The organism is Mitsuaria chitosanitabida ATCC BAA-476 = NBRC 102408, assembly GCF_001598255.1.
Lineage (GTDB): Bacteria > Pseudomonadota > Gammaproteobacteria > Burkholderiales > Burkholderiaceae_C > Roseateles > Roseateles chitosanitabidus.
Genome location: NZ_BCYP01000033.1, coordinates 58,447 through 73,994, shown reverse-complemented (window position 1 = coordinate 73,994; position 15,548 = coordinate 58,447). Strand labels below are relative to the sequence as shown.

Below are 15,548 nucleotides of genomic sequence, written 5' to 3'. Positions count from 1 at the left end.
CCGCCTTAAGTCCCGGCCGCTGCCGGTCGTCTTCCACCAGGGAAGTCCCAACCCTGGAATCCCTGGAGGAGCCCGTCATGGCCACTAGTTTCGATCCGACCTCGACCGCCACCAACCTGGCCACCGCCTATGTCCAGCCGGCGCAGACCCTGCTGGACGCCCAGACCAAGGCGGCCCAGACCGCGTCGACCGGACTGACCCAGCTGCAGAGCGCGCTGAGCGCCTTCAAGACGGCCATGGCCGCGCTGTCGTCCAAGCCGGGCCAGAGCGTGACGCAGTACAGCGCCACGCCCAGCGACACGTCCACCATGACCGCGACGGCGACCTCGGGCGCGCAGCCGACCAGCACGCCGCTGTTCGTCGAGCAGCTGGCGACCACGCACCAGGTCGCCTTCCAGGACCTGCCGGCGGTGCCGGCCGGCCCGGGCAGCATGTCCATCCAGCTGGCCAACGGCACGAGCTTCAACGTCGACCTGGCCAGCGCCGACGCCGACGGCGACGGCACGCTGTCGCAGACCGAGATCGCCCGCGCCATCAACACCGCCGCCAAGGGCAGCGCCACCGCCATGGTCGTGACCGTGGGCGGCGCCACGCAGCTGATGCTGAGCTCCGGCGTCAGCGGCGCCGGCGGCAAGCTGACCATCGACACCTCCGGCCTGTCGGGCCCGCTCAAGACCGCGCTGGACGACACGACCAAGCGCAAGGAGCTGGTCGGCGCGCAGGACGCGGTGGTCTGGCTGGGCGCGCAGGGCACCGGCGTGCGCCTGCAGCAGAGCAGCAACACCGTCACGGCGATCCAGGGCGTGACCGTCACGCTGAAGAAGGTCCAGAACGCCGGCGACGCGCCCGTGACCCTGAACGTCGCCCGCGACGACAGCGCCACCCAGACCAAGCTGCAGAACTTCGTCGACGCGTACAACACGCTGGAGAAGGCGCTGGACAGCCTGACCGTGGTCGGCAAGGACGGCACCGCCAACGGCGCCTTCGCCAGCGACGCCGGCGTGCGCGCCATGCGCGACCGCATCGGCAACCTGCTGCGCGCGGACTACGGCGGCAGCAACCTGCGCACGCTGGGCGTGAGCGTCTCCCGCGACGGCTCGCTGAGCCTGGACAGCACCAAGCTGGCCAAGGCGCTGACGGCGACGCCGGACGCGCTGGACAAGGTGATGGGCTCCACCGCGCTGAGCGGGTCCTCGGGCGTGCTGGGCGCGCTCGACAAGCTGGCCGACAGCTGGACCAACAGCTCCAGCGGCCAGATCAAGCAGCGCCAGACCTCGATCCAGGCGCAGCAGAAGAGTCTCAACGACCGTCAGGCCCGCCTGACGGACCAATACAACCAGGCGTACCAGCGCTACCTCCAACAGTTCACGCAGCTGCAGAACCTGCAGTCGCAACTGTCGGGCACAGGCAGCATGTTCGACGCCGTCTCGGCCTGACGGCCGGGAAGACGACCCGCCACCGATGAGTCACGACGCCTACCAGAGCTACCAGACCGTCAACCTGCATGCGCAGACCGCGCAGGCCTCGCCGCTCCAGCTGGTGCTGGTGCTGATGGACGGCCTGCTCGACGAGCTGGCCCGCGCCCGCGCCCACATCGAGGCGCGCCGTTTCGAGCTCAAGGCGGCCAGCCTGGAGAAGTGCGTCGCGATCATCAACGGCCTGTCGAGCGCGCTCGACCTGGAGGCCGGCGGCGAGGTCGTCGCCAACCTGGCGCGGCTGTACGACTACTGCGCCGAGCGGCTGTACCGCGCCGGCGTGGACCTGGACGTCGCGCCGGTGGACGAGGTCCGCGGCCTGCTGACGCAGATCCGCGGCGGCTGGCAGGGCGTGCTCGCCCGCAAGGCCTGAGGAGGGACGCGCGATGCCGGCCTCCTCCCCGATCACCGCCCGCCTGCAGATGCTGGGCGAGCGCCTGCGCGACGCCTGCGCGTCGCGCAACTGGACCTCCGTCGCCCGCACCGACGTCGAACTGGCGCAGCTGCTGGGCACCCTGGACGCCTCCCGGCTGAGCCCCGGCGAGCGCGGCGCGCTGCAGCAGCTGCGCCGCCTGCACGCGCAGGTGCGCGGCGAGTGCGAGCGCGAGCTGGACCGCGTCCGCCAGACCCTGGACCAGATGCAGCAGCAGCGCCAAGGCTGGTCCGCCTACGCGGAAAGCCAGGACTGGGGCTTGGAGGCGCAAGCATGACGATGACGACGACCCCGCGCGCGAACGCGCTGGCCCAGCCCGTGGCCAAGGCCCCCACCGATACCCGCACGAGCGCCCGCGCGGCGCGCGACGACGCGACCGCCGCCGGCGCGCTCGTCGAGGACGCGGATCCGACGTCCTCCGCCAAGGGCGGACAGGACGCGGGGCGCAATGCCTCGAAGGCAACCACGAACGGGACGAACGGTGCGAACGGCGCCGGCGCGAGCGACGCCAGGTCCGCCCAGGCTGGCCCCTTTGCCCGCCTGATGGCGCCGGCGGACGAGGCCGCGAACGCCGTCCCCACCGATGAACCGACGCCGGCCGAGCCGGTCGACGTGCTCGACGCCGCGCTGATGCAGGCGCTGGACGGCCTCCTGGGCCGCGCGCCGGGCAGCGTCGCCGGCACCGAGGCGGCCGCGCTGGGCGTGGTCGGCGCGGTGGGCGAGGGCGCCGACGGCGAGCGCGACGCGACCGCCAAGCCCCATGACGACGAGCAACCGCCGGCCGGATCGACGCCCGTGACGCTGATGTCGATGCTGATGCCGACGCTGCTGCCGACGGCCATGCCGCCGGCGCCGGCCGCGACGACGGACGGCTCGAGCCCGGCCGCCGCCGCGATGGCGCAGCCCTCGACCGCGTCCGCGATGGCGACCGATCCGGCGCGGCTGTTGTCGCTGCAGGCGCAAGGCGTCGCCGCGAACGACACGCCCGCGACCACCGCGACCTCCGCCAATGCCGACGGCGCCTGGCAGGGGCTGCAGCGCTGGAGCGCCGACCTGATGGCCGCGATGACGCCGGCCCCGTCCGCGCCCGCCGCGGGCACCGGCCCGGCACCCACGCTCGCGCTGCCCGCGTCGCGCGACGCCTGGCAGCAGCCGCTGATGCAGGCGCTGGGCGATCGGCTGCAGGTCCAGATCGCGCAGCGCAGCGACAGCGCGCGCCTGCACCTGGAGCCGCCGCAGCTGGGCCGCATCGAGATCGACATCCGTCAGCAGGGCGGGGCGCTGCAGGTGCAGCTGTCCGCCAGCCATGACGAGGTCCGTCAGCAGCTGCGCCAGATCGCCGAGCCGTTGCGCCACGAGCTGGTGCAGCGCCACGCGGGCGAGGTCTCGGTGCAAGTCGCCACGGGCGCGCAGGCGGCCGGTGACGGCCGCGGCCGCGACGGCGCGGCGGGTCAGCCGGGCAGCGGCGGCCAGCAGCGCGAGGCGCAGCGCCAGCCGGGCCGCGCGCTCGGCGACGACAACGACACCGCCGGTTCCGGCGCGTTGGCCTTCGCCGACGCGCTGGACGGCAACACGAGGAACATGCGATGAAGAGCAAGGTCAAGCTGATCGCCATCGTCGCGACGGTGGTGGTGCTCGCCGCGGGCGTCGCCGGTGGCGCGCTGTGGTGGATGCAGCACGACCAGGCCGCGACCGCCAAGGGCGCGGACGGCAAGGAGGCGGCCAAGGCCCCGGCCAAGGACGATGGCAAGCCCGCGCCCGACTACAAGTACGTGACCCTGGACAAGGTGCTGGTGATGCTGCGCGGGCCCAACGGCTCGGCGGTGTCGCACTACATGGCCGTGGACATCGTCTTCAAGACGCTGCCCGACCAGGAGAAGCGCACCAAGGACCACCTGCCGCTGCTGCGCACGGTGGCGGTCAAGGCGCTGTCGGCCTACACGGTCGAGGGCGCGCAGGCCATGAGCGTCGAGGACTTCGCCCGGCTGCTCAACAAGGCCTATGCCGAGAGCTATGCGGTGGACCGGCGCGAAGCGCCGTTCGCCGAGGCGCTCATCGGCAAGCTGATCATCGAATAAGCGGGACGCGCCATGCAGCACGCCTACGCCGAATGGGGCGCCGTCGCCTCCGCCGGACTCGGTGCCGACCTCGAGCAGCGCACGCTGCGCGAGTACGCGCCGCTGGTCAAGCGCGTGGTGCGGCAGCTGTCGGCGCAGGCCAGCGCGGTGATGGACCGCGAGGACATGGAGCAGATCGGCCTGATGGGCCTGCTGGAGGCGCTGCGCCGCTACGGCATGCCGGACGCGGGCTTCGGCGCCTTCGCCGCGCTGCGCGTGCGCGGCGCCATCCTCGACGAGCTGCGCCGCCAGGACTGGCGTCCGCGCACGGTGCGCCAGGAAAGCCACCGCCAGCGCGACGCGCTGCGCGCGCTCACGCGCCAGCTGGGCCGGGAGCCGGCCGAGGCCGAGGTGCTGGCGCACCTGAAGCTCACGCCGCAGCAGTACCAGGACTTCCTGCAGGCCGAGGTGGCCGAGGAGCTGGCCAGCTTCGACGAGCTGGTGGAGGAGCTGGCGCAACTGCCCAGCGACCACCGCAGCCCGGAGGCGCAGCTGATGGTGACGCGCTCGATCGCGCAGGCGCTGTCCGCGCTGAACGAGCGCGAGCAGAAGGTCATCCAGCTCTATTACGAATTCGACGCCAGCCTCAAGGAGATCGCCGCCGTGCTCGATCTCACCGAGGCGCGCGTCTCCCAGATCAACAAGGCCGCGCTCGCCAAGATGCGCGCCTTCCTGCAGCAGGCCTGAGCGCCGGAGAACGGACATGCAACCTCTCGTCGGAATCCTCATCGTGCTGGGCTGCGTCTTCGGCGGCTTCATGATCCATGGCGGCTCGTTCAAGGTGATCTGGCAGCCGGTGGAGCTGCTGATCATCGTGGGCGCCGCCGTGGGCGCCATCGTGCTGGGCAACCCGGGCCACGTGCTGTCGGAGATGCTGCTGCAGCTGCGCAAGCTGGTGCGCCGCAACAGCCACGGCCAGGAGTTCCAGCGCCAGCTGCTGCTGCTGATGTACGAGCTGCTGCAGGCCGCGGCGGGCGGCCTGAAGGCCCTGGACGCGCACGTCGAGGCGCCGCACGAGAGCCCGCTGTTCCAGCGCTATCCGCTGATCCTGCAGAACAGCAAGCTGCTGCACTTCATCGTCGACAACTTCCGCCTGATGGCGATGGGCAAGATCAACGCGCATGAGCTCGAGGGCGTGCTGGAGCAGGAGCTCGAGGCCATCCACGACGAGCTGATGCAGCCGTCCAAGTCGCTGCACAAGATCGCCGAGGCGATGCCGGGCTTCGGCATCCTGGCCGCGGTGCTGGGCATCGTGATGGCGATGAACCACGTCGCCGAGGGCGCGGGCACCGGCGAGATCGCGGTGATGGTCGCGGCCGCGATGGTCGGTACCTTCATCGGCATCTTCTTCTGCTACGGCGTGATGGACCCGCTGTCCAACATGATGAAGCAGCTGGTGCACGCGGAGCTCGCCTCGCTGGAGTCGGTCAAGGTCGTGCTGGTCACGCACGTGGCGGGCAAGCCGCCGCTGCTGGCCATCGACGCGGGCCGCCGCCTGGTGCAGCTCAACATCAAGCCCAGCTTCGCGCAGCTGGAGGGCTGGATCGACGCGCTGAACGGCAACGGCGACGACGCCGGCACGCGCCGCCGTCCGGGCGATCAAGGGGAGCGTCGTGCAGCCTGAACTCGCGACCAGCGGCGGCCGCCCCATCCGCGGCGACGCCCACCCCACCATCGTCAAGCGGTCCTCGCGCCGTCATGACGACGAGGGCCACGGCGGCGCCTGGAAGGTCGCCTTCGCCGACTTCTGCCTGGCGCTGCTGTGCCTGTTCCTGGTGCTGTGGCTGCTGGCCTCGCGCAACTCGGAGCGCATGCAGGTCGTGCTGCAGAACGCCGGGGCCAACCTGATCGAGGACGGCCAGGGCCTGACCAACTCGCTGGCGGCGGGCTCGCGCGGCAGCATGATCGAGCGCCACCCGGTGCCGGCCCGCAGCGAGGAGCTCAGCGCGGGCGACCCGCAGCACGGCTCGACCGACGCGCGCGTCGGCCGCCCCAGCCTGGATTCGCCCGAGCAGCTGCAGGCGCTGGCGCGCCGCATCGCCGGCCTGGCCGCGGAGGAGGGCCTGCAAGGCCATCTGCGCACGGCGGTGACGCCGCAGGGCCTGCGCCTGCAACTGCACGACACCGAGGCCAGCGGCATGTTCGAGCGCGGCAGCGCGCAGCCGGCCGCGCCGCTGCGCGCGCTGCTGCGCAAGCTGGGCCCGCTGCTGGCGGAGATCCGCAACCAGCTGCTCATCGTCGGTCACACCGACGCGACCGCCTACCAGGACAAGGGCCCCGGCGCCTTCACCAACTGGGCGCTGTCCAGCCATCGCGCCATGGCCGCGCGGCATGAGCTGCTGGCCGGCGGCATGCCCGAGTCCAGCGTGCTGCAGGTCAGCGGCATGGCCGACGCCGCGCCGCTGGACGTGCTGCATCCGACCGCCGCGGTGAACCGCCGCATCGAGCTGATGCTGCTGACCAGCGCGCAGGCCCAGACCATCGCCGCGCTGTACGGCCCGGCCGGCCTGCGCGATCCCGCGCCGGATCCGGCCGAGCAGCTCCGCGGCGCGCTGGCGCCGGCCCGTGCCGCGTCCGGCACCCCGAACACCGCCAAGCCCGCGACCGCGCCGGCGAAGACCGTCGCTCCGTCCTCCGCGACCGCCGCGTCCGCCGTCGCGGACCGGCCCGCCGCCCCGCCCGCCGTGCCGGCGGCCTCGCGTTGAGAGGCCCCGCATGCGCACCAGATCCAAGGGTGAACGAATGAAGATCACGTCCTCCGGCCCGCTGAATCCCGTCACCGGCGCGTCCTCCGCGCAGGTGGAGTCCATCGATCGCGCCGCGGGCGGCGCCACCGCCAGCCCCGCGCTGCAGGCCGCCGCGCTGGAGACCGATCTGCTCAAGCCCGCGCAGGCCGACCTGGCCGCGATGCCCGACGTCGACCAGACCAAGGTCGCCGCGCTGCGCGACGCGCTGGCCAAGGGCGAGATCCGCTTCGACGCGAACCGTCTGGCGCAGTTGATCCAGCGCTTCCATGGAGGCCGCTCGTGAGCGCGCTGCTGACCGCGTCGAAGGCGGGCAAGGCCAAGGCCGCCACCCAGGGCGCCGCGTCCACGCTGACCGCCGATGGCGCTCGCCAGCGCGCGCATGCCATCGGCAGCGCGGCCGAGATGATCCGCCAGCTGCACGCCGGCCTGACCGAGGACCTGCAGGGCTACGGCGCGCTGCGCGAGCTGCTGCAGCGCCAGTTCCACGCCGCGCTGAGCCACCAGGCCGAGGCGATCAGCGAGCTGTCCTCCGCCATCCTGACGCAGGCCGCCGAGCTCGACGCGCAGCGCGCGCGCCGCCGTGAACTGCTGGTCGCGCTGCTGGGCCGCCAGGCGCGCCCGGACCTGCGCACGCTGATCGAGAAGCTGCCCGACACCAGCGCCGCGCCCCTGGCCGCCCTGCGTCGCGCGCTCGACCAGGCGCTGAGCGAATGCAAGGCGCTGAACCTGCGCAACGCGCAGCTGATCTCGGAGCAGCAGGCGCTGATGCAGCAGTTGCTGGGCCGCGAGGAGCATGTCTATGAGCAGCGCTGAATTCGGCTTCGGCCGCGGCGCCGGGGAGTTCCCCGCGCTGGGCGGCATGAGCGGCGCCGGTGGAGCGAATGGCCGCGCGGTGCAGGGCAACGGCGCGGGCGCGGAGCGCTTCGATGCGCTGTTCCAGCAACTGAATCGCGAGGTCGTGCGCTACATCGAGCAAGGCGACGGCGGCACCTCCGGTGCCGTGGGCGGCAGCGCCGCGCTGAGCCCCGAGGGCGCCTGGGGACGCCAGCAGGCGATGTCCGCGTTCGGCGTGGACGGGCTGGGTCTCGAGGGTCTGGGGGGCGTCGGCGGTGCCGGCGTCGTCGACGGCGGTGTCAGCGACGAGCAGCGCCAGGCCTTCATCGACCAGACGCTGCCGCTGGCGCGCCAGGCCGGCGCCAAGCTGGGCGTCGCGCCCGAGGTGCTGACCGCGCAGGCGGCGCTGGAGACCGGTTGGGGCAAGTCGCCCCTGCGCGCGGCGGACGGCACGCCCAGCCACAACTACTTCGGCATCAAGGCCACCGGCTGGAACGGCGCCGTCGCGCAGGCGATGACGACCGAGGTCGAGCAGGGCGTGCCCGTCGCGCGCAGCGAGGCCTTCCGCGCCTACGCGTCGCCGGCCCAGTCCTTCGACGACCTGGCCCGCCTGATCGGCACGAGCCCGCGCTATCAGGGGGCGCTCAACGTCGGCAGCGACGCGCGCGCCTACGGCACCGCGCTGCAACGCGGTGGCTACGCCACCGATCCGGCCTATGCGGAGAAACTCGCGCGCGTCGCCGCGCGGGTGCAGGGAGCGTCGAAATGAACGCGCGGCGCGAGCGGCTCCGGGCCATGACCTTGAGCGCCCGGGGCGCCCGGGCTGTCCATGGCGTGCCGGTCGCGCCGTCGGCCGGTCTCGCGCGCGCCTCAGCGCAGCTCGGCGGGTTCGACCAGACCGGGCTCGAGCACACGCGCCTGGATCACGCGGCCGCTGGCGCTGTTGCGCACGCGGATCAGCGCCTGGCGCGCGCCGCTGTCCAGCGCCTCGCCCGCGCCTTCCACGCTGACGCCGCCGCGCGAGGCCTGGATGCGCACGGCGTCGCCGCGCCTGATCACGAGGGCCGCGGCCAGCAGCCGCTTCTGCAGCAACTGGCCGACGCGCAGCGTGCTGCGCGCGGCCTGGCCGGGCTCCAGCGTGGACAGCGCGTCGGGCGTCTGGCTGATGTCGCGGCGCTGCAGCTGCAGCGCGTCCTCGGTGACCGGCTGACCGCTGGCCACCGGCTGGGTCACCACCAGGACCTCCGCGCTGAGCGTGGCGCGCAGCAGGAAGTCCTGCGGCGGCACGCGCGCGGCGTCGTCGGCGCAGCGGGCCACCAGGCGCAGCCGCAGCAGGCTGCGGCTGTCCTGCAGCGCGACGTCCCAGCCGGCCGGGCAGGTCGGGCGGGCGCGGGCGGCGGGCTGCGTGAGTTGAACCTCGGGCGCGATCAGGCCGCTCTGCTGGGCCTGGTCCAGCAGCGCGGCGCGGGCCGCGTCCATCACCTGCGCCTCGAGCGCGTCGGCGCCGGTGGCGCGCGACGCGGCGGGCGCCTGACCGGGGGCGGTCGCGGCCAGGGCCGCGCCCGTCAGACCGGTCATCAGACACAGCGCTGAGACCGCGCGAGCGGTCTTCGGCAGGAACACGGAAACGAAGGAAGGAAGGGAGTCGCGCATGAGCATCGATTTCAGCAAGGCGGCCGGGGTGCATGACGACGCGCTGCGTCTGCGCGCGGAGCGGACCAAGGTCCTCGCCTCCAACATCGCCAACGTCAGCACGCCGGGATACCAGGCGCGGGACATCGATTTTGCCGCGTCGCTGCGCTCCGCCCTCGGAAACGGTGACGGATCGGGCGACGGCTTCGACGGCGAGCTGCCGCTGGACACCGGCGCGCAGGACGCGCTGTACCGCGTGCCCTACCACCCCGCGCAGGACGGCAACACCGTCGAGCTGGGCGTGGAGCAGGCCGCCTTCGCGCAGAACGCGCTCGATTTCCAGACCAGCCTGACCTTCGTGAACATGAAGCTCAAGGGCGTGGCCAAGGCCATCGCCGGCCAGTAACCGCAGCGACGACACCAGGAGCGATCCCCATGTCCTTCAAGCAGATCAGCCAGATCGCCGGCTCGGCGATGTCCGCGCAGACCGTGCGCCTGAACACCATCGCCAGCAACCTGGCCAACGCGCAATCCGCGTCGGGCAGCGAGGCCGCGACCTATCACGCCCGCAAGCCGGTCTTCGCCGCGCTGGCCGCGCGCGAGGGCCTGGGCGAGCAGCAGCTCGCCGGCTCGCGCGTGCAGGTGCTGGACGTGGTCGAGAGCCAGGAGCCGCTGCGCAAGGCCTACGAGCCCGAGAACCCGCTCGCCAACGAGAACGGCGAGGTCTATTACCCCAACGTCAATCCGGTGGCCGAGATGACCGACATGTTGTCGGCCTCGCGCGCCTTCGAGACCAACGTCGAGGTGCTCTCCCGTGTGAAGTCCATGCAGCAGTCCCTGCTGCGTCTGGGCGACGCCTGAAACGCCTGAAGCGAACGCCGAGGACCCCGCCATGACCACGACCGTCAACAACAACACGAGCTCGGGCAGCAGCACGAGCACCGACAACATCGCCTCCAACGGCAGCCTGAGCAACCTGTTCACCACGCTGCTGGTGGCGCAGATCAAGAACCAGGATCCGCTGTCCCCGCAGGATCCCTCGCAGTTCGTCAGCCAGCTCACGCAGCTCAGCCAGGTCGAGTCCATGCAGAAGCTGACCTCGCAGGGCCAGACCAACGCCAGCATGCTGGCCAGCCTGCAGCTGATGACGCTGGGCGCGCAGGTCGGCTCGACGCTGCAGGCCGCGGTGTCGCAGGTCCAGCTGTCGGGCACGCCCGTGGAGCTGCGCTACACGCTGGATTCGAGCAGCCCGGCCAACACGCTGGTCGTCACCGGCAGCGACGGCAAGGAGCAGCGCATCGACCTGGGCGCGCAGGGCAAGGGCGAGCAGCGCTTCACCCTGGACCCGGCCAAGCTGGGCCTGGGCGACGGCCAGTACACGCTGAAGTTCGAGGCCGGCGACAAGCGATCGGTCGCGGTGGAGGCGGTCGCCCGCCTGAACGGCGTGCGCCTGTCCGCCGACGGCAACGTGATGCTGCAGATGGCCGGCCTGGGCGAGGTGTCCAGCCAGGCCATCACTCAGTTCAAGGGCCGCGCGACGTCCTGACGGACCGACGCTTCCCCGATTCCCCGAGTTCTTCCAGTTCCCAGATTCCAACGCCTTCGGAGGCCCCCATGAGTTTCGAAATCGCACGTTCGGGCATCAACGCGGTCAACGCCAGCCTGGAGACCATCAGCAACAACATCGCCAACTCCGGCACCTACGGCTACAAGTCCAGCCGCAGCAACTTCTCCGCCATGTACGCGGGCAACAACCCGACCGGCGTCGAGGTGGGCTCGACCACGCAGAGCATCGAGAACGGCGGCGGCCTGTTCAACACCGGCCGCGGCATGGACGCGATGATCCAGGGCCGCGGCTTCTTCGCCGTGCGCGACACCTCGGGCCAGACCGTCTTCACGCGCGTGGGCCTGTTCAACGTCGACAAGGACGGCTTCGTCGTCGACAGCCTGGGCCGCAAGGCGCAGGGCTACGCCGCGCAGCTGGACGCCAACGGCCGTCCGGTGCAGGGCGGCGGCCTGGGCGCCTTCGGCGACCTGAAGGTGGCCACCGGCCAGATCCCGGCCCAGCCCAGCGACAAGCTGACCTACAACGGCAACCTCAGCGCCGACTGGACCGTGCCGGCCGTGGCCACCTTCGACAAGGACGATCCGCGCAGCTTCAACAGCTCGATCACCTCGACGGTCTACGACTCGCTGGGCACCAAGCACAGCGTCACCCAGTACTTCGTCAAGACCGGCATGGGCGCGGTCAGCGCGTACTACAGCTTCGACGGCGCGGCGCCGACCGGCGTGGGCGCGACGATGACCTTCGACGCGCAGGGCCAGCTGACGGCGCTGCCGGCCGTGACGCTCACCGCCACGCCCACCAACGGCGCGGCCCCGATCTCGATGAGCATCGACTACACCGGCCTGACGCAGTTCGCCGGCGACACGACCACCCGCACCAACGAGACCAACGGCTACGCCGCCGGCACGCTGACGGGCACGACGCTGTCGGAGGACGGCTCGCTGATCGCCAGCTACAGCAACAACCAGAAGCAGACCGTGGGCACGCTGGCGCTGGCCACCTTCGCCAACGAGTCGGGCCTCAAGCCCATCAGCGACACCAGCTGGACCACGAGCGCCGAGAGCGGCGTGGCGCTGTACTCGCGCCCCGGCGCGGGCACGGCGGCCAAGCTGTCGGCGGGCGCGCTGGAACAGTCCAACGTCGACATCACCGGCGAGCTGGTCAACCTGATGGGCGCGCAGCGCAACTACCAGGCCAACACCAAGCTGATCTCGACCGAGAACGACATGATGCAGGCGCTGATGCAGGCCGTCTGAGCCCGCGCCACGTCGACCTCCCCTTGATGACCTGAACGGATCACGACGATGGACGCCCTGATCTACACCGTCATGAGCGGCGCCGAGCGCATCCAGCGCGCGCAGGCCGTGCATGCCAACAACCTGGCCAACCTGGAGACGGCCGGCTTCCGCGCCAACCTGGAGCAGGCCTCGGCCGCCCAGGTGCAGGGCTACGGCTACGACGCGCGCCACCTGGCGCAGGAGCGCTCGGACGTGGTGAGCGCCAAGGCCGGCAGCCAGCGCGACACCGGCCGCGAGCTGGACCTGGCGATCCAGGGCGACGGGCTGTTCGCCGTCGCGCAGGACGGGCCGGACGGCCAGGAGGCCTACACCCGCGGCGGCAACTTCACCGTCGACGCCGACGGCACGCTGAAGCTGGGCCGCCACGTGGTGCTGGGCGAGGGCGGTCCCATCGTCGTCCCGCCGAACGACAAGCTGCAGGTGCTGGAGGACGGCACCGTCAGCATCCTCACCGCGGGCAGCACCGAGTTGCAGGCGGTGGACCGGCTCAAGCTGGTCAAGCCCCCGTTCTCGCAGATGACCAAGAACGAGGCCGGCCTGCTGGTCACGCGCGACGGCAGCACGCCGCAGGCCGACGCGACCGTGAAGGTCGCGGCCGGCAAGCTGGAGGCGAGCAACGTCTCGGCCGTCGAGGAGATGGTCGCGACGATGAACCTGGCGCGCGACTTCGAGCTGCAGATGCGGCTCTACAAGGCGGCCGACAGCATGGCCGAGACCGGCAACCGCCTGGTGCGCGAGTGACGCGCCCGGGACCGACCGCCGACCGACACGACAACCGAAACCGAATTCCCCGAAGGAGCCCCCGATGAACCCCGCCATGTGGATCAGCAAGACCGGTGTGCAGGCGCAGGACGCGAAGCTGCAGGCCATCGCCAACAACCTGGCCAACGTCAACACCGTCGGCTTCAAGCGCGACCGCGTGATGTTCGAGGACCTGTTCTATCAGGTCGAGCGCCAGCCCGGCGCGCAGACCGAGGACGGCACCGCGGCGCCGACCGGCGTGCAGCTGGGCAACGGCACGCGCATGGTCGGCACGCAGAAGGTCTTCACCAACGGCAGCCTGCAGACCACCGGCCAGAACCTGGACGTGGCCATCGTGGGCAACGGCTTCCTGCAGGTCGAGGGCCCCAACGGTCGTCCGGCCTACACCCGCGCCGGCCAGCTGCAGCCCAGTCCGGAAGGCCGCCTGGTGACCGCCCAGGGCCAGCGCATCCAGCCGGAGATCACCATCCCGGCGGGCGCCACCGGCATCACCATCGGCGAGAACGGCGTCGTCACCGCGACGCTGTCGACCAGCGCGGTGCCGCAGGAGATCGGCCAGCTGCGCCTGACGCAGTTCGTGAACCCGGCCGGCCTGCTGGCGCTGGGCGACAACCTGTTCCAGGAGACCGCGGCCAGCGGCGCGCCCACCGAAGGCGTCCCGGGCGAGAACGGCCTGGGCAAGCTCAAGCAGGGCGCGCTGGAAGGCTCGAACGTGCAGGTCGTCGAGGAGATGGTCGACATGATCGCGGCCCAGCGCACCTACGAGATGAACACCAAGGTGCTGTCCGCCGCCGACAACATGCTGCAGACGCTGGCGCAAGCCGCGCGCTGATCGGAGCCGTCATGAAGCGCGTCGCTCCGCTCTCCGTCCTGGCCGCGCTGGCGGTGCTTTCCGGCTGCGCCGCCATGGCGCCGCCGCAGCTGCCCAGCGCCGATCCCGGCCAGCTGCCGCTGCCGATCGCGGCCACGCCGCGGCCGCAGGGCGGCGGCGTCTTCGTCGCGGGCCGCAGCGCCAGCCTGATCGCCGACACCCGCGCCTTCCGCGCGGGTGACGTGCTGACGGTGGTGCTGGAGGAGGCGACGCAGGCGAGCAAGAGCGCCGCCACGCAGAGCGGCAAGAAGAGCGGCTCCGACTTCAGCCTGGACCTGAACGGCAAGTCGCGCGCGTACGGCATCAACGGCAACCGCGACTTCAACGGCAGCGGCAGCAGCACGCAGCAGAACACGCTGCAGGGCGCGATCACCGTCGTCGTGCAGGAAGTGATGGGCAACGGCCTGCTGCGCGTGGCAGGCGAGAAGAGCCTGACCCTGAACCAGGGCGAGGAGCTGATGCGCGTGGCCGGCTACGTGCGGCCCGCCGACGTCGACAGCGAGAACCGCGTGTCCTCGCAGCGCGTGGCCAACGCGCGCATCGCCTACAGCGGTCGCGGCCAGCTGGCCGACGCCAACACCCCGGGCTGGCTGAGCCGCTGGTTCAACAGTCCCTGGAATCCCATCTGAGCGACCCGATCGATCCGATCGATTCGCCTGATCCGACCGAAACGACCCGACCCGGGTGAACCGGCCCCATCGAGGATGACCGACATGAAGAAACTGCTGATCGCGCTGAGCCTGGGCCTGGCCGCCGGAGGCGCCTTCGCCGCGCAGTCGCTGCGCCAGCTCGTGGACGTCGAGGGCGTGCGCGAGAACCAGCTGCTGGGCTACGGCCTGGTGGTGGGCCTGAACGGCAGCGGCGACAGCACGCAGGTGAAGTTCGCCGGCCAGTCGGTGGCCAACCTGCTCAAGCAGTTCGGCGTGAAGCTGCCGGAGAAGACCGAGGCCAAGTCGCGCAACGTCGCGACCGTCATGGTCAGCGCCAGCTTCCCGGCCGGCTATCGGCGCGGCCAGGCCATCGACATCACCGTGTCCTCGCTGGGCGACGCCAAGAGCCTGCGCGGCGGCACGCTGATGCTGACCGAGCTGCATGCCGCCGACGGCGAGGTCTATGCGCTGGCGCAGGGCAACATGGTGGTCACGGGGCTGAGCGCGCAGGGACAGAGCGGCTCCAGCGTCACGGTCAACACGCCGACCACCGGCCGCGTGCCCAACGGCGCGACCATCGAGCGCGAGATCGCCACCGATTTCGACACCCGTCCCGACGTGGTGCTCAACCTCAAGCGTCCCGGTTTCCAGACCGCGACGCAGATCGTCGACGCGGTGAACCGCCGCTTCGGCGAAGGCGTGGCCTCGACCCGCGACGGCAGCAGCGTCGCGGTGCGCGCGCCGGCGGAGCCGACCCAGCGCGTGGCCTTCGTCGCGCAGCTGGAGGCGTTGTCCATCGATGCGGCGCAGGCGCTGCCGCGGGTGATCTTCAACTCGCGCACCGGGACGGTCGTGATCTCCGACGGAGTCAAGGTGCGGCCGGCGGCGGTGTCGCATGGATCGCTCAAGGTGGTGATCAGCGAGACGCCGCGCGTGAGCCAGCCCAACGCGCTGAGCCAGGGCCAGACGCGCACGGTGCCGCAGTCGCAGGTCAAGGTGGACCAGGGCGACGGGCGGATGTTCCGCTGGCCGGCGGGCACGTCGTTGCAGGCCATCGTGGACATGGTCAACAGCATCGGCGCGAATCCGGACGACCTGATGGCCATCCTCCAGGCGCTGGATCAGGCGGGGGCGATCGAGGGGGAGCTGCAGGTCATCTGAA

General features: G+C 71.6%; 20 protein-coding genes. 19 read left to right on the top strand and 1 reads right to left on the bottom strand.

Translation table 11 applies throughout. The features are described 5' to 3' along the window. Positions 1-77 precede the first annotated feature (77 nt). The 11 genes from fliD to MCHT01_RS19640 are packed head-to-tail and all read left to right on the top strand — an operon-like array spanning position 78 to position 8,375. Positions 78-1,436: a flagellar filament capping protein FliD gene (fliD, locus tag MCHT01_RS19690; RefSeq protein ID WP_067067713.1), complete on the top strand. Its 1,359-nt coding sequence runs from the start codon at positions 78-80 to the stop codon at positions 1,434-1,436. 25 nt (positions 1,437-1,461) lie between these two features. Next, positions 1,462-1,848 (top strand): flagellar export chaperone FliS, encoded by a 387-nt coding sequence (gene fliS, locus MCHT01_RS19685; RefSeq protein ID WP_067067711.1) that lies wholly within the window; start codon positions 1,462-1,464, stop codon positions 1,846-1,848. A 13-nt stretch (positions 1,849-1,861) separates the two neighbouring features. Next, entirely contained in the window at positions 1,862-2,185 is a 324-nt protein-coding gene (gene fliT, locus MCHT01_RS19680; RefSeq protein WP_067067708.1) for a flagellar protein FliT, read from the top strand. After that, on the top strand, positions 2,182-3,498 hold the full coding sequence (locus MCHT01_RS19675; protein WP_067067706.1) for a flagellar hook-length control protein FliK: 1,317 nt from the start codon (positions 2,182-2,184) through the stop codon (positions 3,496-3,498). Before fliT ends, MCHT01_RS19675 begins: the two co-directional genes overlap by 4 nt. Beyond that, on the top strand, positions 3,495-3,986 hold the full coding sequence (locus tag MCHT01_RS19670) for a flagellar basal body-associated FliL family protein (protein WP_067067704.1): 492 nt from the start codon (positions 3,495-3,497) through the stop codon (positions 3,984-3,986). The genes MCHT01_RS19675 and MCHT01_RS19670 overlap by 4 nt, the downstream gene beginning before the upstream one ends. Positions 3,987-3,998: 12 nt before the next feature. Continuing rightward, positions 3,999-4,712, top strand: coding sequence for a FliA/WhiG family RNA polymerase sigma factor (locus MCHT01_RS19665; RefSeq protein ID WP_067067702.1), 714 nt, complete (start codon positions 3,999-4,001; stop codon positions 4,710-4,712). 16 nt (positions 4,713-4,728) lie between these two features. Further along, complete coding sequence (motA, locus tag MCHT01_RS19660; protein WP_067067700.1) at positions 4,729-5,649, top strand: flagellar motor stator protein MotA; 921 nt, start codon at positions 4,729-4,731, stop codon at positions 5,647-5,649. Further along, entirely contained in the window at positions 5,639-6,730 is a 1,092-nt protein-coding gene (locus tag MCHT01_RS19655; protein WP_067067697.1) for a flagellar motor protein MotB, read from the top strand. Before motA ends, MCHT01_RS19655 begins: the two co-directional genes overlap by 11 nt. A 37-nt stretch (positions 6,731-6,767) precedes the next feature. Continuing rightward, a complete protein-coding gene (gene flgM / locus MCHT01_RS19650; RefSeq protein ID WP_067067695.1) occupies positions 6,768-7,055 on the top strand; it encodes a flagellar biosynthesis anti-sigma factor FlgM in 288 nt (95 codons plus the stop codon). After that, a complete protein-coding gene (gene flgN, locus MCHT01_RS19645; protein ID WP_067067692.1) occupies positions 7,052-7,585 on the top strand; it encodes a flagellar export chaperone FlgN in 534 nt (177 codons plus the stop codon). Before flgM ends, flgN begins: the two co-directional genes overlap by 4 nt. Continuing rightward, a complete protein-coding gene (locus tag MCHT01_RS19640; protein ID WP_084453032.1) occupies positions 7,572-8,375 on the top strand; it encodes a glycoside hydrolase family 73 protein in 804 nt (267 codons plus the stop codon). Before flgN ends, MCHT01_RS19640 begins: the two co-directional genes overlap by 14 nt. A 101-nt stretch (positions 8,376-8,476) precedes the next feature. On the opposite strand, the gene flgA is transcribed toward MCHT01_RS19640, so the two are convergent. Beyond that, positions 8,477-9,184 carry a flagellar basal body P-ring formation chaperone FlgA gene (gene flgA, locus MCHT01_RS19635; RefSeq protein WP_067067690.1) on the bottom strand — a complete coding sequence of 236 codons (708 nt, stop codon included), beginning with the start codon at positions 9,182-9,184 and terminating at the stop codon, positions 8,477-8,479. 73 nt (positions 9,185-9,257) lie between these two features. Between flgA and flgB the strand changes: the two genes are divergently transcribed. The 8 genes from flgB (at position 9,258) to MCHT01_RS19595 (ending at position 15,547) form a co-directional block, all read left to right on the top strand. Next, positions 9,258-9,644: a flagellar basal body rod protein FlgB gene (gene flgB / locus MCHT01_RS19630; RefSeq protein ID WP_067067688.1), complete on the top strand. Its 387-nt coding sequence runs from the start codon at positions 9,258-9,260 to the stop codon at positions 9,642-9,644. 29 nt (positions 9,645-9,673) lie between these two features. Next, positions 9,674-10,099: a flagellar basal body rod protein FlgC gene (flgC, locus tag MCHT01_RS19625; RefSeq protein WP_067067686.1), complete on the top strand. Its 426-nt coding sequence runs from the start codon at positions 9,674-9,676 to the stop codon at positions 10,097-10,099. A gap of 31 nt (positions 10,100-10,130) precedes the next feature. After that, entirely contained in the window at positions 10,131-10,784 is a 654-nt protein-coding gene (locus MCHT01_RS19620; RefSeq protein WP_067067683.1) for a flagellar hook capping FlgD N-terminal domain-containing protein, read from the top strand. Positions 10,785-10,852: 68 nt separating this feature from the next. Beyond that, positions 10,853-12,061, top strand: coding sequence for a flagellar hook protein FlgE (locus tag MCHT01_RS19615; RefSeq protein WP_067067681.1), 1,209 nt, complete (start codon positions 10,853-10,855; stop codon positions 12,059-12,061). Positions 12,062-12,109: 48 nt separating this feature from the next. Next, a complete protein-coding gene (locus MCHT01_RS19610) occupies positions 12,110-12,844 on the top strand; it encodes a flagellar basal body rod protein FlgF (protein ID WP_067067679.1) in 735 nt (244 codons plus the stop codon). 64 nt (positions 12,845-12,908) lie between these two features. Continuing rightward, a complete protein-coding gene (flgG, locus tag MCHT01_RS19605) occupies positions 12,909-13,697 on the top strand; it encodes a flagellar basal-body rod protein FlgG (protein WP_169806170.1) in 789 nt (262 codons plus the stop codon). Between the two features lie 11 nt (positions 13,698-13,708). Further along, on the top strand, positions 13,709-14,365 hold the full coding sequence (gene flgH, locus MCHT01_RS19600; RefSeq protein ID WP_067067676.1) for a flagellar basal body L-ring protein FlgH: 657 nt from the start codon (positions 13,709-13,711) through the stop codon (positions 14,363-14,365). Positions 14,366-14,449: 84 nt separating this feature from the next. Beyond that, on the top strand, positions 14,450-15,547 hold the full coding sequence (locus MCHT01_RS19595; RefSeq protein WP_245643445.1) for a flagellar basal body P-ring protein FlgI: 1,098 nt from the start codon (positions 14,450-14,452) through the stop codon (positions 15,545-15,547). The last annotated feature ends 1 nt before the right edge of the window (position 15,548 follow it).

Excerpts from the sequence above, each read along its gene's own strand:
- flgM (WP_067067695.1), top strand. The coding sequence starts at position 6,768 with ATGAAGATCACGTCCTCCGGCCCGCTGAATCCCGTCACCGGCGCGTCC.
- MCHT01_RS19640 (WP_084453032.1), top strand. The coding sequence starts at position 7,572 with ATGAGCAGCGCTGAATTCGGCTTCGGCCGCGGCGCCGGGGAGTTCCCC.
- MCHT01_RS19620 (WP_067067683.1), top strand. The coding sequence starts at position 10,131 with ATGACCACGACCGTCAACAACAACACGAGCTCGGGCAGCAGCACGAGC.
- fliS (WP_067067711.1), top strand. The coding sequence starts at position 1,462 with ATGAGTCACGACGCCTACCAGAGCTACCAGACCGTCAACCTGCATGCG.
- MCHT01_RS19670 (WP_067067704.1), top strand. The coding sequence starts at position 3,495 with ATGAAGAGCAAGGTCAAGCTGATCGCCATCGTCGCGACGGTGGTGGTG.
- flgC (WP_067067686.1), top strand. The coding sequence starts at position 9,674 with ATGTCCTTCAAGCAGATCAGCCAGATCGCCGGCTCGGCGATGTCCGCG.
- flgH (WP_067067676.1), top strand. The coding sequence starts at position 13,709 with ATGAAGCGCGTCGCTCCGCTCTCCGTCCTGGCCGCGCTGGCGGTGCTT.
- MCHT01_RS19675 (WP_067067706.1), top strand. The coding sequence starts at position 2,182 with ATGACGATGACGACGACCCCGCGCGCGAACGCGCTGGCCCAGCCCGTG.
- MCHT01_RS19665 (WP_067067702.1), top strand. The coding sequence starts at position 3,999 with ATGCAGCACGCCTACGCCGAATGGGGCGCCGTCGCCTCCGCCGGACTC.
- MCHT01_RS19610 (WP_067067679.1), top strand. The coding sequence starts at position 12,110 with ATGGACGCCCTGATCTACACCGTCATGAGCGGCGCCGAGCGCATCCAG.
- MCHT01_RS19615 (WP_067067681.1), top strand. The coding sequence starts at position 10,853 with ATGAGTTTCGAAATCGCACGTTCGGGCATCAACGCGGTCAACGCCAGC.
- flgG (WP_169806170.1), top strand. The coding sequence starts at position 12,909 with ATGAACCCCGCCATGTGGATCAGCAAGACCGGTGTGCAGGCGCAGGAC.
- fliD (WP_067067713.1), top strand. The coding sequence starts at position 78 with ATGGCCACTAGTTTCGATCCGACCTCGACCGCCACCAACCTGGCCACC.
- flgB (WP_067067688.1), top strand. The coding sequence starts at position 9,258 with ATGAGCATCGATTTCAGCAAGGCGGCCGGGGTGCATGACGACGCGCTG.
- flgA (WP_067067690.1), bottom strand. The coding sequence starts at position 9,184 with ATGACCGGTCTGACGGGCGCGGCCCTGGCCGCGACCGCCCCCGGTCAG.
- MCHT01_RS19595 (WP_245643445.1), top strand. The coding sequence starts at position 14,450 with ATGAAGAAACTGCTGATCGCGCTGAGCCTGGGCCTGGCCGCCGGAGGC.
- fliT (WP_067067708.1), top strand. The coding sequence starts at position 1,862 with ATGCCGGCCTCCTCCCCGATCACCGCCCGCCTGCAGATGCTGGGCGAG.
- motA (WP_067067700.1), top strand. The coding sequence starts at position 4,729 with ATGCAACCTCTCGTCGGAATCCTCATCGTGCTGGGCTGCGTCTTCGGC.